The organism is Nostoc sp., from assembly GCF_036916975.1.
In the GTDB taxonomy this organism is placed as follows: Bacteria; Cyanobacteriota; Cyanobacteriia; order Cyanobacteriales; family Nostocaceae; genus Nostoc.
Genome location: NZ_JBALFF010000008.1, coordinates 32,744 through 50,624 on the forward strand (window position 1 = coordinate 32,744; position 17,881 = coordinate 50,624).

General features: G+C 41.7%; 16 protein-coding genes. 6 read left to right on the plus strand and 10 right to left on the minus strand.

Annotated elements, in window-relative coordinates; all coding sequences use genetic code 11:
- Positions 1-82: 82 nt before the first annotated feature.
- Positions 83-1,483, minus strand: a complete 1,401-nt coding sequence (locus tag V7K73_RS01430) for a hypothetical protein (RefSeq protein WP_334876458.1) — start codon at positions 1,481-1,483, stop codon at positions 83-85.
- A 306-nt stretch (positions 1,484-1,789) separates the two neighbouring features.
- Here V7K73_RS01430 and V7K73_RS01435 point away from each other — a divergent pair, with 306 nt between their 5' ends.
- Positions 1,790-2,914 (plus strand): THUMP domain-containing class I SAM-dependent RNA methyltransferase, encoded by a 1,125-nt coding sequence (locus tag V7K73_RS01435; protein WP_334876459.1) that lies wholly within the window; start codon positions 1,790-1,792, stop codon positions 2,912-2,914.
- Positions 2,915-3,035: 121 nt separating this feature from the next.
- Here V7K73_RS01435 and V7K73_RS01440 read toward each other — a convergent pair whose 3' ends face one another.
- The 6 genes from V7K73_RS01440 to V7K73_RS01465 form a co-directional block, all read right to left on the minus strand.
- Positions 3,036-3,455, minus strand: a complete 420-nt coding sequence (locus tag V7K73_RS01440; RefSeq protein ID WP_334876461.1) for a type II toxin-antitoxin system VapC family toxin — start codon at positions 3,453-3,455, stop codon at positions 3,036-3,038.
- Positions 3,445-3,720, minus strand: a complete 276-nt coding sequence (locus tag V7K73_RS01445) for a hypothetical protein (RefSeq protein WP_334876463.1) — start codon at positions 3,718-3,720, stop codon at positions 3,445-3,447. The genes V7K73_RS01440 and V7K73_RS01445 overlap by 11 nt, the downstream gene beginning before the upstream one ends.
- A 26-nt stretch (positions 3,721-3,746) precedes the next feature.
- Positions 3,747-5,366: an NAD(P)/FAD-dependent oxidoreductase gene (locus tag V7K73_RS01450; protein WP_334876465.1), complete on the minus strand. Its 1,620-nt coding sequence runs from the start codon at positions 5,364-5,366 to the stop codon at positions 3,747-3,749.
- Between the two features lie 133 nt (positions 5,367-5,499).
- A complete protein-coding gene (locus V7K73_RS01455; protein ID WP_334876467.1) occupies positions 5,500-6,990 on the minus strand; it encodes a helix-turn-helix domain-containing protein in 1,491 nt (496 codons plus the stop codon).
- A 436-nt stretch (positions 6,991-7,426) separates the two neighbouring features.
- Positions 7,427-7,909 (minus strand): hypothetical protein, encoded by a 483-nt coding sequence (locus V7K73_RS01460; protein ID WP_334876469.1) that lies wholly within the window; start codon positions 7,907-7,909, stop codon positions 7,427-7,429.
- Between the two features lie 129 nt (positions 7,910-8,038).
- Entirely contained in the window at positions 8,039-8,494 is a 456-nt protein-coding gene (locus V7K73_RS01465; protein WP_334876471.1) for a CAAD domain-containing protein, read from the minus strand.
- A gap of 679 nt (positions 8,495-9,173) precedes the next feature.
- Between V7K73_RS01465 and V7K73_RS01470 the strand changes: the two genes are divergently transcribed.
- From V7K73_RS01470 to V7K73_RS01485, 4 genes are all read left to right on the plus strand, one after another.
- A complete protein-coding gene (locus tag V7K73_RS01470; RefSeq protein ID WP_334876473.1) occupies positions 9,174-10,034 on the plus strand; it encodes a DUF2382 domain-containing protein in 861 nt (286 codons plus the stop codon).
- Between the two features lie 224 nt (positions 10,035-10,258).
- Positions 10,259-10,696, plus strand: coding sequence for a hypothetical protein (locus V7K73_RS01475; RefSeq protein ID WP_334876475.1), 438 nt, complete (start codon positions 10,259-10,261; stop codon positions 10,694-10,696).
- A gap of 67 nt (positions 10,697-10,763) precedes the next feature.
- Positions 10,764-11,285 carry a hypothetical protein gene (locus V7K73_RS01480; protein ID WP_322675423.1) on the plus strand — a complete coding sequence of 174 codons (522 nt, stop codon included), beginning with the start codon at positions 10,764-10,766 and terminating at the stop codon, positions 11,283-11,285.
- Positions 11,286-11,351: 66 nt separating this feature from the next.
- Positions 11,352-12,305 carry a hypothetical protein gene (locus tag V7K73_RS01485; protein ID WP_334876479.1) on the plus strand — a complete coding sequence of 318 codons (954 nt, stop codon included), beginning with the start codon at positions 11,352-11,354 and terminating at the stop codon, positions 12,303-12,305.
- A 222-nt stretch (positions 12,306-12,527) separates the two neighbouring features.
- On the opposite strand, the gene V7K73_RS01490 is transcribed toward V7K73_RS01485, so the two are convergent.
- Together V7K73_RS01490 and V7K73_RS01495 are read right to left on the minus strand one after the other, a co-directional pair.
- Positions 12,528-13,553 carry a S66 peptidase family protein gene (locus V7K73_RS01490; RefSeq protein WP_334876481.1) on the minus strand — a complete coding sequence of 342 codons (1,026 nt, stop codon included), beginning with the start codon at positions 13,551-13,553 and terminating at the stop codon, positions 12,528-12,530.
- A gap of 329 nt (positions 13,554-13,882) precedes the next feature.
- A complete protein-coding gene (locus tag V7K73_RS01495; RefSeq protein ID WP_334876483.1) occupies positions 13,883-14,194 on the minus strand; it encodes a threonine dehydratase in 312 nt (103 codons plus the stop codon).
- A 365-nt stretch (positions 14,195-14,559) separates the two neighbouring features.
- Here V7K73_RS01495 and V7K73_RS01500 point away from each other — a divergent pair, with 365 nt between their 5' ends.
- Entirely contained in the window at positions 14,560-16,881 is a 2,322-nt protein-coding gene (locus V7K73_RS01500; RefSeq protein ID WP_334876485.1) for a glycoside hydrolase family 10 protein, read from the plus strand.
- A 26-nt stretch (positions 16,882-16,907) separates the two neighbouring features.
- Here V7K73_RS01500 and V7K73_RS01505 read toward each other — a convergent pair whose 3' ends face one another.
- Entirely contained in the window at positions 16,908-17,786 is an 879-nt protein-coding gene (locus V7K73_RS01505) for a phosphodiester glycosidase family protein (protein ID WP_334876487.1), read from the minus strand.
- Positions 17,787-17,881 lie beyond the last annotated feature (95 nt).

Sequence of the window (17,881 nt, forward strand, 5' to 3'; positions counted from 1 at the left end):
TTGTCTAGCAGCATCTCATTTTTACTGAGTACTTTATTCCTTAGAAGTCTCTTATGTGAAGTTAAAAATTAAGCTAAATCAATCACAAAACTACCTCAAAACTAGCGGTACTTAGAGCAGGAAAGCAGCTAGCACCCAATTGTGCAAATTTACCTCCCCCAGAATTTATATCAGCAAAATCAGCCGCCGAACCATTGGGGTTATAAAAGAGACTACCATTTACGCTATTATAAACAATCACCGCATTACTACTTGCTGCTAAAGTATCGTTCGTCACTGTGGCAAAGTCTGCGGAATTTAATTGAGTTGGAAAGACTGAGTTACTTAGAGCGGTAAAGGTAGATTTAGATAGTAGGATTTTGTCTTCATTAGGAGTGAAATCACTAATAATATCAACTCCGAGTTCTTTAATATCAAACTTTGATCCTGTTGCAAATGCAAATTTATCTGAACCAGCGCCTCCTTTTAAGAAGTCGTCCCCACTATCTCCCTGTAGGTAATCGTTGCCTTGATTGCCGATCAGAATATCTTTTCCACTACTGCCAAAAAGAATATCATCACCCTTGCCCCCCACAAGCTTGTCGTTACCACTACCCCCATCTATTCTGTCTCCACCATCTCCACCAATAAGGGTGTCAGAACCTGCTCCCCCATCAATGTAATGATTACCAGTAACACCAGAAAGCGAAATTTTGTCATTACCATCCCCAGCAAAAATAACCTTATCGCCAGCCGAAAAATTCCCCGAACTAAAGGTATCGTCTCCATTTGTCGTAACAACATCAGTACTTATCACATTTCTGGCTTGGGCAACTGCCTCTTTTATGGCATCAGCAAAATTCTCACTTTTAGGACTAAGAGTCAGGACACTACCTCGACCAAGCTGGGTAACTAGTGTCTCGTAATCGGCTGCAACATTACTCGTAGTTAGAAAAATTGGAATAATGTTATTTGCTTCTAGCGCAGTTTTTACTTGGCCAATCTCTGGATAATCTTCATTACGATCAATTACACCATCTCCATTATTGGCAATAGTATCACTTGGACTAACTGCTGCCCGATCGCCAGCAACGTGATAAGTACTATCGGTAGCTATTATAACAACCCGAAATGAATTGGCTCTGTAACCGAGACTGCCACCGCTATCTAAAGCTGTGTACAAGAGTGCGTCTAATTGTGATTCGGGCGCATCATTGCCACCAAAGGCTTCAAGGTTAAAGATTTGGTCTTTAATTGTTGTTACATTATTTGTCAAAGCGACTTCTGGTTTATATACGTAGTCAGCGTAACCCCCAAGAGGCGCTATTGGCTTATCCTTGAAGGAAGCAATACCAAATTTCAGGTCATTACCAAAGATACTTGCTAACATCGGGTTGGTTAACCGATTTACCGTCGCCGGAAGTACGGCTTTTTCCTGGGCTAAATCGTTATCTGATGACGATGTTAAGTCTTTTAGCAGAACAATATCAGATACTAAAGTCATTCGTTTATCCCTCTGACTATTTTAATTAATGGGTTATATTGCAAAGTGCCTGAACACTATTTCAGCTTGATATTATCAGGGTTAATTGGATTTAAGATAGTACTGAAAATGAAGAAATAATAATCTCTTTCCAAAAATATTTGCTGTATCCTTACTTTGGCTTGATTTTGTTTGTCAGGTGCTTGTTATACTGAGTTACTTAAAAGGTTATAATCGCAGACTTAACGAGAGAGAATGTCGCAAGATATGAGTTAAGCTAAAGTGCGTCAATGGGTCAGCAGTGAAGACAATGCTTTGGATTAGAGGATGAATCAGTATTTTGCAACGGTTGCTCGTGGACTAGAAACCCTCGCGGCTCAGGAGTTAGAGCAGTTAGGCGCTCATTCAGTGGAGCCTGGGTTTTGCGGTGTAGCCTTTGAGGGCGATCGCACCCTACTTTATCGCGTTAATATCTGGGCTAGGCTACCGTTCCGAATCTTGGTAAACATCCATGAGTTTCCTTGCCTTGATGCTAAGGATCTCTATCGCGGCATCCAAACTATCGATTGGCAAAAGTATTTAACGCCAGACATGACGCTGGCGGTGACTACCACGGGTAAAAACGATCGCCTCAACCACAGCCACTTTACATCTCTCCAGATCAAAAATGCGATCGTTGACCAGCAGCAGCAAAATCTCGGTGAACGTTCAAATGTAGAGCTTCATGAACCAGATGTGCGGATCAATGTTCATATTGAACGTGACTTTTGTACCGTTAAACTCGACAGTTCTGGAAAAAGTCTGCACCGCCGAGGCTACCGTCCTGCGGTTGGAGTAGCCCCTCTAAAGGAATCTCTGGCTGCGGCCCTGATTCAACTTTCAAGTTGGCAGCCAAACCAAATGTTTTATGATCCTCTGTGTGGATCTGGCACTTTACCTCTAGAAGCTAGCTTAAAGGCACTGAATATAGCACCAGGGCTGTTTCGTGAATCCTTTGGATTTGAAAATTGGCTCGATTTTGATTTATCCCTTTTAGAAAAGCTGCTGCAAGAAGCGAAAGATAGCCAACTGGATACTTTGCCTGCACCTATTTGGGGAAGCGATCGCGATGAAAATATAATCGAGCAAGCGATTAATAATGCTCAAAACTGCGGCGTTGATAACCATGTATGGTTTTCTCAAATGGAGCTTGCCGATGTTGTCGCCCCCGCAGACAGTGGGGTTTTATTCTGCAATCCCCCTTATGGCGAACGGCTGGGGCGAGATAGTGATTTAGGGGCATTTTACAAACTTTTGGGCGATGTGCTAAAACAACGCTTCAAAGGCTGGACTGCATTTGTGCTGAGTGGCAACAAGGAATTGTCTCAATCGATTGGATTAAAATCATCCCAGCGAATTGCAGTGTATAACGGAACGTTGCCCTGTCAGTTAATGAAATATGAGTTGTACTAAGACAGAATCGGTCATATTTTGCGATTTACATGAAGGCGATCGCTCTTAACTGCTTGTACTTCGCACTCTTGCCAGCTTACCGTAGGTATCACTGATCCCTTTTCTGAAATTGACAATGTAGCTACTTGAGTAAACGAATAAAGCTTGCTTGCTCAAAATGTTGGTCGGTTGTTAAAGCCTCCTGGATGCCTAATTGTTGCATTACAACGAAAGATGTGCAGTCAACTAGTGACCAAGCTTTGTCTAGTCTACTTTTGCAAAGTTCCCAAGCTAAGGTATCAGTTACTTCATCAACGTGAATAACCTCAACATAAGCCACAATCTTAATAGCATCGACAATTTCAAAGATGCGTAAACGAGGAATCCGAAGCGGACTGTGTAATAGTGCTACTAATTCAGCAACTACATAATTTGTCGTAAAAATTCTTTTCTGTTGTTGGAGAGCTAAACGAAAGCAGCGATCTGCTTGTGGATAATAAGTTTGGGTACTAACAAAGAGACTTGCCCAACCAGATGTATCCACAAACAAACTATTCAACACCTCTTAACTCTTGATAAAGGGCTTGTCCAATATAGTAGTCATGGTTCTCTGCCAAATCAGGAATATCTACACTGAGGGAACCAATTAGTCCTAGAAGCGGGTCTGTGTCTGTTTGCTGTATAAAATTAGTCTGAGATGAAGTTGTTAATTGTTGTGATAATACTTGCAATACAACTTCCTCTGGAGACTTATTCAAACGTTCTGCTTGGGCATTCAGTGCTTGCTCTAAGTCATCTGGAAGAGTAATCAAGAATGTTTGAGCCATAGATTTTCCTTCAGGCTAGATTATAACTATTTTAGTCGATCGCAATTCCTCAAAATACTTAAAGCCACCGCCTCCGCCACCTTAATACCATCGATACCAGCCGAGAGAATGCCCCCTGCGTATCCCGCGCCTTCACCACCCGGATAAAGACCGACTGTATTTAAACTTTGATAATCTTCTTTGCGTTTAATCCGAATTGGTGATGATGTGCGGGTTTCTACCCCAGTCAACATGGCATCATCCATTGCAAATCCTTTAATTTGTTTGTCAAAAGCAGGAAGTGCTTCACGGATGGCTGCGATCGCATAATCTGGTAAACTCTGACTCAAATCACCCAAATGTACCCCAGGTGTGTAAGACGGTTTAACTGTACCAAATGCTGTAGAAGGGCGATGGTTGAGAAAGTCTCCCACCAACTGCCCTGGAGCTTCATAAGTTCCACCGCCCAACTCAAAAGCCCGTTCTTCCAAGCGCCGTTGCAAGTCAATTCCCGCCAAAGCATTGCCCGGATAATCTTCGGGGGTGATACCCACAACGATCGCACTATTGGCATTACGCTCATTGCGAGAGTATTGGCTCATCCCATTGGTGACGACTCGCCCCGGTTCTGATGCGGCTGCAACCACCAAGCCCCCCGGACACATACAAAAACTATAGACGGAACGGCCATTTTGGCAGTGGTGAACCAGTTTGTAATCCGCAGCACCTAAAAGCTTATGACCAGCTTGAGTGCCGAAACGGCATTGGTCGATGAGAGTCTGGGGATGTTCGATGCGAAAGCCGATGGAAAATGGTTTCGGCTCTATGTAAACTCCACGTTCAAATAGCATTTGGAAGGTATCGCGGGCGCTATGACCAACTGCAAGAACTACATAATCGCTGGCGATATATTCCCCACTGGCGAGGGTGACTCCCCGCACCTGTCCATTTTCGATGTTGATATCTTCCACCCGGCTTTGAAAGCGAATTTCACCGCCGAGGGATTCGATTTTGGCACGCATACTTTGGACGATTCCCACCAGTTTGAATGTGCCGATGTGCGGTTTGTTGATATAAAGAATTTCTGGTGAGGCTCCGGCATTCACGAGTTCGGTTAGTACTTTGCGTCCATAATGCTGAGGATCTTTAACCTGACTGTAGAGTTTGCCATCGGAGAATGTACCCGCCCCACCTTCACCAAACTGGGCATTAGATTCTGGGTTGAAGTCTGATTTTTTCTTCCAAAAGCCAAAAGTATCGACGGTGCGATCGCGGACTTGTTTGCCACGTTCTAAAATGATCGGACAAAAGCCCATTTGCGCCAGCATCAAACCCGCAAATAATCCACAAGGCCCAGTACCAATAATGATGGGGCGAATCGCCAAATTGCTCGGTGCTTGTGCCACTGGGCGATAACTCATGTCTGGCGTGACCATCACATGAGGATCTTTTTTCAGGCGCTTAAGTAGATGAGTTTCCTGAGTCGTTTCTACATCCAGAATATAAACAAGGGTGATCTCTCCTTTCTTACGGGCATCATAGCTACGCTTGAAGATGGAATAGCTGATCAAATCTTCGTCCGTGATTTGCAGCTTTTTGAGGATGGCAGTCTTTATCTCATCTTCAGGATGATCAAGCGGGAGCTTTACTTCAGTTAGTCGTAACATAGCGAGGAGAAATTCATACTGTCTATCAAAATATTAACAACAGAGGCAGAAGGCAGGACGAATACTGCCTTCTGCCGACACTGAGAGGCATAGACTGTATGCTTGCTACAGTGTCGGAGTATGTTACTTGAAATCAATACCTGTTAAGATGCAGTTCCAGTGTATTGAGCAACTTGGGCAAGTCCTTTTGAGAAATCTGACGTGTACCCGTCTCGACTGCATCAACCCAGGAAACGCTTTTCCCCATCGTTGTAGCGAAAAATGCTCTAGACCAGCCTTTTGCTTTTCTCGCTTCTCTAATGACATTACCTGATAAAGGCTGGATATTGTTTGCACTTAGGTGATTCGAGTCCAGGGTCAAGCGTTCCTGTACTTCTGCTGGTAGATGAAAACGCCATCTAGAATTAAGTATTTGATTCCAGTAACCTATAGGTCTTTTAGCACTTGTGCTGCTTGTTAACCAAGCTGGGCCTGTTTCCAGTTCTGCTTGCCATCCGGCTTCTTTGACAACTTTCAAGTCAGTTTCGAAATCATCAGCCATTTGCCGTCTAAGCTGTCTGTCTTGCTCTGCTGTTGCCACTTTCTCTGCACCGTAAGCAATCTCCATCAGAGTCTTGCCTATTACACAATCCTGGAATTCCGGTTGGATTTGGAAGGTTAGCCAAACTAGCATTCTAGCCGCGCCAGCATTTTGTTTACCAATACTAAATAGTTTCTGTACGGTTTTCTTGGTAATAATTCCAGTGTGGTAGTCGTATTTAGATTTGTTGAGGAAGTATTTTGTCCATACTCCAGCTTGACCTATCACTTTTAAACCCACTAGCTTGTTATTGCCAGCTTTATCTGTTTCAAAATCTCGTATTATGCTGATGTCCCAAATCTTTAAATCAGCAACAGTAAAAGCTCCTGCTTTACCCTGTTTAGGCGATGCAATACAAGCTAGTACCTGAGCAGGTTGCCGTAATAACTGGTACAAAATACTCAATTTTTCATGCTTGCATAAGTCCCTGCGTTTAACAAGCCCTGTGTATTCAAGTAGTTGCTTATCATCAATTACAAAATTGCCTGACCAAGGTTTATCTAGGCTAGCTACTAAGGCACAGTAAATTAGGTGAATAGCACAAGCCCTTGGATCAAATTGGTCTATAACAACTAAAGCTGCCTCTTCTGCAAGAGTTTCTGGTTGTGGAGTTTCGGGATTATCTGTTACATAATAAAAGATTTTTCCTTTTCCAGTTTCAGCTTCTTTTGCGTAACTAAAAGTATTATTTACTTGACTTTTCCATGACAAATTCATTTTTTGAGATAAGACTTCAGCAACTCCATGCAAAAGTAGCGATAAGGCAGCAACATTAGTTTTACTATCAGGAAATAAAGAAGCTTTTTGGAATTGCTGATCTTTTACTGGATACTGGTAATTTAATAGTAAGTTTTGCTTATTTATATTACCTCTGTCTTGAAGAATAATTTGCTTTGATAATTGAGTATTTGGGTCTTCCAGAGATTCTTCACCAACAGCAACATTAGTTTCGTTTTGATTTGGATTATGGGAAATGGTAATTCCCATTACCTGGTGAAATAGATGCAGAAGTTTACTATATAATGTTTTTGCTAATTGTTTCATTTTTCTACAAATCCGCTGCTCACGTAGGTAATTTACAATGATGAAATAAAGCTGAGTTTCTTCTACTTGACCTTGCTAGAATATAACTCTTAGCCGCTTTGAGTCGCTTTAAACAACCATCAACAATGCAAGATATTTGACACTAGGTTATACCAATCTAATAAAAATTGGTCAAGTAAAAAAACTGATTTTTTACTTGACCATAATTATCAGTGATGAGTGCAAGCTTTCACTGATTGTAATTACGAATTGCAGCTTTGCTGCTTGACGTTACTAGCGGTACTGTTGGTCACAGGGATCTCCATAGGGGCCTTCGCTAGCTTCTTGTCTTGACATCCGACTAAAGGCTTCTTGTGCAGATTCCTGATATATGGAAAAAAGTTTCTATTAAAAAATAGAATGACGAAACGCCATCTATTTATAATATGTACAAAAATTAATTTGTTGGAACAGTACCTTCACCCAAACCCCTTAAGTCTCGCCCTGTAGGACTGTTATTATATCCTTGAAAGTCCCGGTATTGTTGTGCCTGCTCCTGTGGAACACGAATGCCCTCTTGTGGCGGTGTTACCCAGACAGGGCGACGTTGAGCATCTCGATAGTAAACACGCCCATTCTTAGAAAGGTAGTATTTCCCCTGCGCTCCCGTTCCTTGGGCATTCTTTCGCTGATTGTAGAGGTAGAAAAGTCCAGCAGCTCCTGCTAAGATTGCCACTTTCTGCCCTGTACTTAACCCCCTCTTAGCTTGGGGTTGATTTACGGGGGCGCTATTATTTAAATTTCTACCAACACTATCGTCAATTGGAGGTGGCGCAGCATTTTTGGAACCTCCGCCGCAGCTATTAAGCAGCGGGACTGTTAGCAATGTTGAAAGAAATACTGTTGTTGTCAGCGAAGCTAATCTATTTGTCTTGATCATACATTTTCTTTTCCTGCTAATTTAGCTGACATGGTATAAAAGTCTACAGTTCTATACAATGGTCAAGTAAAAAGCCGAGTTTTACTTGACCGAAAGTTCAAATACACTGTATTCGCCACTATACTTTAGTTAGCTTAAAGTCTCTGATTCTTCTCTGCCTAGAATTTGTTTTTTAAGCAAGCGAGTTTCTGCTGTAAATTCTTGCCGAGTGGAATCTTTGAGCAAATAGCGGAAAGTAAACCAAATTGTGTAACCAAGTCCAATTAATTGGAGAAATGGAGAAACTAGGGGAATATCATTTATTGCGTTGAGTACCGCTAGAAAAATTCTCAGTGCCGTAACTGCTATGACAAGCAACCCAAAGCTGATAATTGGTAGTTTGTATTCTTGGTAGAAACTACCTATGTACTCAGGTAGTTTTGCCAAAAATATAGAAATCTCTCTACCAATTTTTTGCCATTGTTCTTCATTTTCCGAGGCGGGTGGTAACATTGCTAGGTTTCCAGACTCTGAACCTTTAAGTGCTTCTATCTGGTTTTGGGAGGCAGCATCGACATACTGCTGTTGCTGTAATTCTGTATCCATAATTATCTCCTGATTTTCTGCAATGAGAGCAGTTCTAAAGTTTACACTTAGCCACAATTTATCAAATTATACAGCGCTTATTCCGCATCTCGATGATGAGTAAATACGCCTATAGCACCCTGATATCCACTTAAGTCAATTATTTTTCCTTATTGCTCCTTAGCAGCACAGGTAAATATTTGTTTGCGAATTTATTAGGACTTTAATAATATTTAGGCATTTTTAGATTTACTTATCATCAATCTTTTGGAATAAGTTCGTTTTCAACAAGAGTGATAAAGCAAGCATTACAACTGAAGGCAATAAATCTTTAAAAATGTGAGAATATGTGATTTAAGTGTAAGGTATTAATAAACATATTAAACTAGCTAGGTTTGATGGTATGTATCGATCTAGCTAAATTTAGACTTGATTTGTATTGCTAGTAAGTAGTCACACAAATGCTAGAAACTAGTCACAAAAGTTATAAAAATTTAGTTATAATCAATTTCATTCAGAGTAATACATTGATACTAAAAGCCTTGTCCTCTCTCATACTTTTGGGTTATAAAACTATATTTAATTACTTCGATTGATGAAATATCAATATGATTGAAGTCAATCCTCGGACAGAAGATTTATATAAACTAAATTGTGTAATTTATAAGAGACACACAGGAAAATTTTAAGGAATAAAATAATGCCCCTCCAGAAAATAAGTGAATTTGATGCAGACTACCATAATACTATTGAAGGCAATGACATCAAAGGAATGGCTGTGTATGTTCAGGGAACTGATGAGAAGATTGGCACAGTAAGTGATGCTGTAGTAGACGACCAAGGAGCATTCCGGTATTTAATTGTTGACATCGGCTTTTGGATTTTTGGCAAAAAAGTCTTACTACCAGTAGGTAAATCGCGTATTGACTCTACAGCAAACCGTGTATATGTCGTTGGTATAACAAGAGAGCAAGCGGAAAATTTACCCGAATATCAAGAGCATACAACACTTGACTACGACTATGAAGAACAGGTGCGTGGAGGATATCGTACACCGTCTGTAGAAAGTTCAGCTGCGCTAGGCTCGACGGTTGGCCGCACTACTCCAAGTCCTGACAGCTACACCTACGCACACGACGCGGATCTGTATGATGTCAGCGCTCACGAAGATCAAACCTTCAAACTTTACCAAGAAAGGCTAGTTGCTAATAAACAGCGCCGAAAAAGCGGAGAAGTAGCGATTAGTAAGCGTGTTGAAACCGAAACTGCAAGAGTTGCTGTTCCGGTGGAAAAAGAGCGAGTCGTGATTGAGCGAGTGACTTCTCAAGACACAGGGAAAGTTGTGTCTGGTGCGACTGACTTTGCCGAGGGCGAGGTAGCGCATATAGACCTCTATGAAGAAGTTGCAGACATCCATAAGGAAGCTTTTTTGCGAGAAGAAGTCAAAGTGCAGAAAGTTGTAGACAAAGAAACCGTTGAAGGTCAAGAAACGATTCGACGCGAAGAATTAGATGTTAACACTGATGGAACTCGAATAGAGAATAAAACTGACCGGGGTTAACCTACTTAAACTACAAAGGTCATTGCTTTTGAGTTAGTAGGAGTGGGTTTTCTAGCTACTTAGGACTTACGCAAATGTACACGCCGTAGGGGCAATTCATGAATTGCCCCTACGCGAAAATAAGGGTTTCGGCTATTGTTTGCGTAAGTCCTGCTATTCTACTCAAAATACTTTCAATAGATTGATATTGCAAAAGAGTCATTAGTTTAGATGAGGTGGTTAAATTGAAAATAATTCAACAGTTTCGTCGGGTTTTAACAGCTTTAGTATTGGTATTAGTATTAACAACGACTGCCGCTTGTAGTGGTACTGTTCAAGCTAAACAACCAACTCAATTCCCGCCTGGAATCAGTCATAGTGATGACTATGACTTGTTGTCACGCGGTAACAGTGTACAGGGTAAAGATTTTGGGAACTGGGTTGTCGCTACAGCCAAGGGAATTGTCCAAGATGCTTATGTACGTGACAACAATAAGTTAGGTGTCGTGATTGCGCCTCAAGTTCGTCCGACCGAAGTGCGACCATTAGCAAAATCCTTGCTCCAAGGTTTTCACCAAAATTTCCCGAATCAAGACTTAAAAGTTTTGATGTATGCACCAGACAAAAAACTGATTTTGACGGCTCAGTATGATGTGCAATCTAAGCAGATTCAGTATAAATAATGACTCAAAATTTGGGAAAAACCGGAATTAATTCAGTTGATTGTAAGTACAAGAGGAGACATTTAAAATGAGTAGCAGTGACAAGTATAAACGCGAAATTCTCAACGAGTTGGCTCACGGTAATACAGAGTCTTTAGATGATGTTTCATCTGACCCAACTCAGGAATACCAAAATTTTGACGATTTTGCCCAGCGCTCATCTCACGATCAACGTCGGCAATTATTTAGTCAATCTTTCAACCATAACAGCATTCCACCAAGCCAGCTGGAGCCAGAACTCCAAAAAGCGATCGCTCAGATTAAGCCTAACGAACGGGATGATGTTGCACGGGCATTTTTCAAGCACTTAAAGCAAAGAGGTCTAGACGAGCGCCATCTGGAGCGAGATTTGGGACTTTCTACCCACAACCCTAACCACATAAGTGCAGATGACCTCAGCAAGGTGGCATCTTTCACATATCATAGCCATCCTGACATCTTCCACGAAGTAATGGCTGAACAACCAGCGATTCTAAAGTTTCTCAGTAATCCAATGGTCGGAGCAGCTTTAGGAGCGATCGCCTCTAAATGGTTTGGTCGTCATAAGTAAGCATTTCCAAACTTGATACACATAGTCCTTTGTCTGGACGCTACAAATATAAAGGAGACGATGATTATGACTCAGAATAAGCAACAAGCAGATAAGTATGACGAAAATACCGACCCCGATCAAGAGCAAACCGATGCTCAATCTTCAGGATCAGGCATTGGTGCTGGTATAGCTGGTGCAGCGATTGGTGGTATAGTTGGTGGTCGAGTTGGAGGTGTAGTTGGTGCTGTCGCGGGCGCGGTAGCAGGCGCTTTGGCTGGCAAGGGTACATCTGAAGCTGTTCACGATTCTGTTGAAGGTATAGTAGATGCAGCCAAGAGTATAGCTGAGACTGTTAACCACTCTGTAGAAGAGGTAACAGAAGTCGCCAAAGATACAGCACAAGCAGTGAAGCCATCCGTTGTTGATGTAGTAGAGGCAGTTAAGGAGACAGTTGAGGAAACCAAGCCATCTGTAGTTGATGCAATTAAGGGTGCAGCCCAAGAGGTCAAACCAGCCGTTAAAAATGTAGCGGACGCTGTTAAGGAGACAGTTGAGGAAGCCAAACCAGCTTTCAAAGATGCAGCAAAAGATACAGCCAATGCAATTAAGGGTGCAGCCCAAGAGGTCAAACCAGCTGTTAAAAATGTAGCGGACGCTGTTAAGGAGACAGTTGAGGAAGTCAAACCAGCTTTCAAAGATGCAGCAAAAGATACAGCCAATGCAGTAAAGGGTGCAGCCCAAGAGGTCAAGCCAGCCGTTAAAAATGTAGCGGACTCTGTTAAGGAGACAGTTGAGGAAGTCAAACCAGCTTTCAAAGATGCAGCAAAAGATACAGCCAATGCAGTAAAGGGTGCAGCCCAAGAGGTCAAACCAGCTAGTAATCAGGGCGTAGGATTAGATGAACGGCTGGTTGCAGATAATAAGCAAGCGAAAACTGAAGATGTTGGTATGAGGAAAAGTGTTGAAACTCACTCACCCCAATCACTCCCAGTAGAGATTATTGATCGAACCACCTCTGTAAACACTGACATATTATGAGATGGTGATAAGTTAGACATTCCTTAAGGGGTGTTAGGGGACTTGCAAAAAATAAAGCATTCCCCCATAGATAATTAGGACTTACGCTTTCAAGGCAGTGAAAGCCTTGATTTACTGTAGGGGCAATTCATGTAGACGCCGAGCGGCTTAAGGCAGGGTATTGCCCCTACATATTAGATAAAATGTGAGCCACTATTTTTATATTCTAACCTCTTGCCTTCTTCAGACAAGACTAACAGCCGCCTCTAACATTTGTATTGTCCCAAGTTCAGCATTGATTTGGACTTCTACACCGATTGGTAAAGTAAATTTATCCTTAATATGACCAATCATTGAGCCGTACCAAGCAGGAATACCTAAAGGAAGTATGTGTTGTTGCAATACTTCAATTAATGTAAATGAGGGTTCATCTCCAAGACTACATTTAGTGCATTGGCCAAAGATAAAGCCAGCAATTTGATTAAGTATCCCAGCAGTTTTTAACTGCGTCAGCATCCTATCTATACGATAAACATCCTCGCCAACTTCTTCTACAAACAGAATGCTTTTGTTCCAAGAAGGTAGGTAAGGTGAACCTACCATTGCTGATAAAACTGACAAGTTTCCACCCACAAGTTTACCTCTCGCCTTTCCCGGTGCTATTGTCTCCACCCGCACTTCGCTAGGGTTGAGATTTTGCATAGTTACAGCTTCAGCATTAAATAGGATGCGCTTGAAGTAATCGACTGTAAATTGATTCCAGGTAGACGTAGCAACTGGCCCATGAAAAGTAATCATTTGACTACGGGCATTAATTGCTAACAACAGCGTCGTAATATCACTGTAACCGATGATAATTTTCGGCTGAGAGCGGATTAGCGAGTAGTTGAGTAAAGGTAAAATGCGATTACAACCCCAACCACCACGCATGGGAATAATTGCTTTTATGGTGCGATCGCTAAACATCAAGTTTACATCCTGGGCGCGATCGCTATCTTTACCTGCTAAATAGCCGTAACGGTCTAAAATATGCTTTCCTAGCTTGACTTTTAACCCTAATTGTGTAATTGATTGCTGCGCTGCTTTGATGTCTTTAGCGTCAACGATACCCGCAGGAGAAATCAATCCTACAGTATCGCCAACTTGCAGGCGGGGCGGCTTGCGGGTGGTGTTTGGAGATGGCTTACCCTCAGCAGTAAGTGATGGTATCTGGGTGGCTAGTGTAGCTAGTCCACAGGTTGTGATAAATTCCCGACGTTTGATATTCATAATCATTTAGTTGGGGATTGGGATAGTGATACCAATTCACGAAAATCCTCGCCTATTCCGAAACTCGGTTTAAATCGAGAGTGTGAGGCGACACCGAATAGCCCGTCGTAGACATTGCTCTTTATAGTAGATATTAAATAATTCGTAATTCGTAATTACGTTTTGTGACGTTCGCACAAAGCCTCTCGTAGAGTTGAGTGCTGTTGTGGGGACGGTTTGGGTTTATAAAACTTCGGGGGATTTAGCTGAGGCGTTCAATTGGCGCTGCCTGTAGAGACTCTTGACTTAAACTGAACATAGTTCGTTAAAAAATTATTTCTTGGAGTTCCTTAATTCTTTTTCACATCACGAGCCATATTGAGAAAGTAGTCGTCAATTTTGGCATTAGGACGACGGCGGGTAGTGGCGGAAATTTTAGGAGTGTTATCTTGATTCGTTTCAACTGGTTCTTTTGCAGAAGCTTGTTTTATACCTTGATCCTGATTAGATTCCAAGAAATAACCAGAGCTATTGAATCCAAACAGGTTGCCAAAAAAACCAAAGAAATTTCCGAAAAAATTGGAAACACTTTGGAATAAAATATCAAACAAGCCTTGAAGACGAAGGAACAAGTTCCGAACAGTTTGAATTATACCAGACATAACAGCACCCTCTATGATTGCCTATTATCATTGTGACTTAATTTCAATAAGAGGAATGGTGCTATGCAAAAAAATTTACCAGGGGTAGGCGTGATACTATTTTGGATTTTAGATTTTGGATTGGAAACTGCTTAGTGTCTCTGGTTTTTCTCTCTTTATCTGTCGCAATCATTTTTAAAATTGGTATGAGAGCAGCAAAAATATATTACAGGTTACTTTGAAACATTTCTATTTGGCACCACTAACCCTATAACTGCGTCAACCATCTTGCAGCTAAATTACTGTATCAGTTTTCCTGGTGCAGCAATTCAACGTTGATATGGAATGAAATATAACCAATTAACCTAATTTAGTAAGTAGAAATAATGACAACTCAGTTCTGGGAAAAAACCATAGAAATTAATGCTACTCTAACTAACTTACTATTTAAACCTGTACGTAGAGGCTTACTTTTATGTCGCAGTAAGCTACGCAAAGCATCTAGTATTGCAGCTCACCAGACATCGCCTTTGATTCATCAAGGTTGGTGGCTTTTAAAGAAGCGTCTGCTGCCATTATTATGTCTAATATCATTCGTTGCGGTATTGCTACTCAATAGCTTTGCCCCTAGCGTTGCCCAACTATCTCCTCAACCTCGTCAAGAAATTCGAGGAGTGTGGCTCAGTGGTAACGATTTTAGCGTTTTCCGAAATCGCTCAAAGGTGGTTGCAGCCATGAGCCAACTGCGGCAGTTAAACTTTAACACTATTTATCCAGTAGTGTGGAACGATGGCTATACATATTACCCCAGCGCCATCATGCAAAAAATGGGTATTCCCTTTTTCTTCAAGGGAACAGATGGACAAGATGTGATTGCAGACATAATCAGCCAAGCCCACAGACAAGGCTTACTAGTAATACCTTGGTTTGAATTTGGTTTCATGGTTCCCCTAAGTTCGGAACTCGCATCAGAGCATCCAGATTGGCTGACACAAAAGGTTGATAAGACTCAAACTTCAATTAGTGCTGCGGGTGAAGTAGCGTGGTTGAATCCGTTTCACCCGGAAGTGCAAAAGTTTATCACCGAACTCGTGATGGAAGTCATTACTGAATACGATGCTGATGGCGTTCAATTTGACGACAATACCAGTTTACCTGTGGATTTTGGTTACGATAAATACACAATTAGTCTATATACTCAAGAAACTGGCAATCCTCCCCCACCCAATCCCCAAGCCACAGCATGGATAAAATGGCGAGCAGATAAAATCACTGCGTTCATGGTAGACCTCCACCAAACTGTGAAAGCTAGAAAACCCAATGCTATTTTCTCACTTGCTCCTAATTATTATGATTTCGCCTACAAGCTGCAACTGCAAGATTGGCTCAACTGGGTACGGTTGGGTATTGTCGATGAGTTGGTTATGCAAGTATACCGTAATGATTTAGAAAGTTTTATTGCTCAAATTAACCGCCCAGAAATTTTAGAAACAAAACAAGTCATCCCAACTGGTATTGGTATTATGGCTGGGTTACGAAATCGCTCAGTTTCGATAGCACAAATTCAATCCCAGGTAGAAGCAGTGCAACAACGCGGTTTAGGTATCGGTTTTTTCTACTACGAAAGCCTTTGGGATTTCGCGCCTGAACCAGCAGCACAACGACAGTCAGCATTTGCGGCTCTTTTTCCAAATTCAGCGTTGCGCGATATCTCTCAAAATACACCCCGCAAGCCAACTTTTGATACTATATCCCTACCTTTATACACAAAACCTTCCCTCGGTCAACGGGTTCGCGGGTATTTTTTGGAAATGGCGATCGCAGGTGGTCAACCAAGACGTATCTTATTAGATACAGGGTCAGCAGGGCTGCGAGTTCCCAAAGAGTTTTTAGGTAATGCCCCTATCCGCAGAACCGGGCAAAATATCAAGGAGGTATTAAGTGATGGTACTATTTTGGAGGGCGAATTAGTTTATACTAATATCCGATTTGGTTTGCTTCCCACCGCAGAACCCATTCCGGTACAGATTGTTACTAATCGTCAATGTACTGCCCAAAAGCCTAATTGTTCAGCAAAGAGTGGTGTGCCATTTTCCGGTATTATCGGTGTCAACTATTTTGAAAAGTCAGTTCTCTATAATCCGTTGAGAAAATTACCAGGCAATCTGAGTAACGGATTTATCGTGATTGGAAATGGTGGTAATAACAAGAATGGCAGTTTAATTCTCGGTTTAACTGCTGATAATCAAGCAGATTTCAAAATGGCTGCTTGGAGTAAACAACCTGAAATTAATGGTGTACCTGGTAATATATGGGACTCTCAACTGAGCAAAGTTTGTCTAACTCTTGCTGGGAGTTCTGCTAAAAATTCTTGTAATGGCACAATGATTACTGATACTGGAACTATTAATGGTTTGACTGAATTCAAATCAGCTTCTACAGCAGCTAAACTCAAACCAGGAGTATTAAGTTCAGCAAATGCTTTGAAATTAGCAATCAATGGCATTTTTGATTACAGCCTGACACCAGGAACCCGCGACGGATTTAATCGCTGGAATTTGAATATTTCACCACAGTCAGAACTGACTATATTTGTAAATACTGGCATCGCATTTTTTGATAAATACGATGTCCTTTTTGACCAAGTTAATGGAAGACAGGGTTTTCGCAGTCGGCGGAAAGCGGAAAGTAAAGACTTACTCCCTTAGATAGCGTTTAAAACTAGTAGGCTTAACTAGTTTTCCTGAACCAGCAAAACTGATTTCACACGACGCTTGATAGAATTTCCCTCCAAATCAACCTTCCCGTAAAAGGTTTTGCCATTGTAATAAAGTGAAGACGAACTCGCCCCATCAAAATTCATCGCTTTATCAGCACCAAGAGTTTTCATAAAATGAGCTAATGCTGGCAAAGATATTCCAGAATTAGTGGGAGCAGAGGGTTTTTGAGCCACCATAACTAATATAATGCTGCCATCACGGGTAATACCTACGGCAGTTCTGGCGTTGGGTTGGTTGCTGCCAAGTGCATCTCGTTTGGTGGCATTATCTACAAAGCCTTCTTTTGCTAAAGTGAGTTCTGGTAATAGGCTTGGGCCTGCGCCTATAGCATCGACTAACTGACAACCTGCTGGTGGTGATTGACTGTGTAAAGCAATCGAATAGCGGTTAGTTTGTCCACATAAATAGCGGCGAAATTCTGTGCGATTAAAAATTTGACTCAGGTAAGGTTTTAAGTTGGGATTATTCACCAATCGCTCGTTTTCTTTGGGGTCAGCAACCAACTTTCTTTGTAAGATGACATAAGATGTAGTTTTTTGGTTAATTGGGTCAAAAAAACCTGCGTTCAAGATGGCTACGGCTTGATGCTTTTGGGCAAATTCCTCTACGGTGGCTACTTTTTGTGATAGTGCAGGAGTTACCAAAAATTTGCTATTAGCTGGAATCAACAGAATGTGAGCGATGCTTTGGGGCAAAGTGCGCTCGAAGTAACGGATAGTTTTTGGTGGTGAAGATGCAACAGTTGGTATTGACGGTGTTGAGGAATGCAAATTAACCCACAATACCATTGCCAAACTAATTAATATCAAAGCCAGTAGTTTGATTCTCCTCACATTTAAACCTTAGCCATTCAATGAACTCGGATGCCGTTAATGCTATCAGGACGTTATGCGATCGCGGCGAACAATTGCACATTGTACCGCAAAAC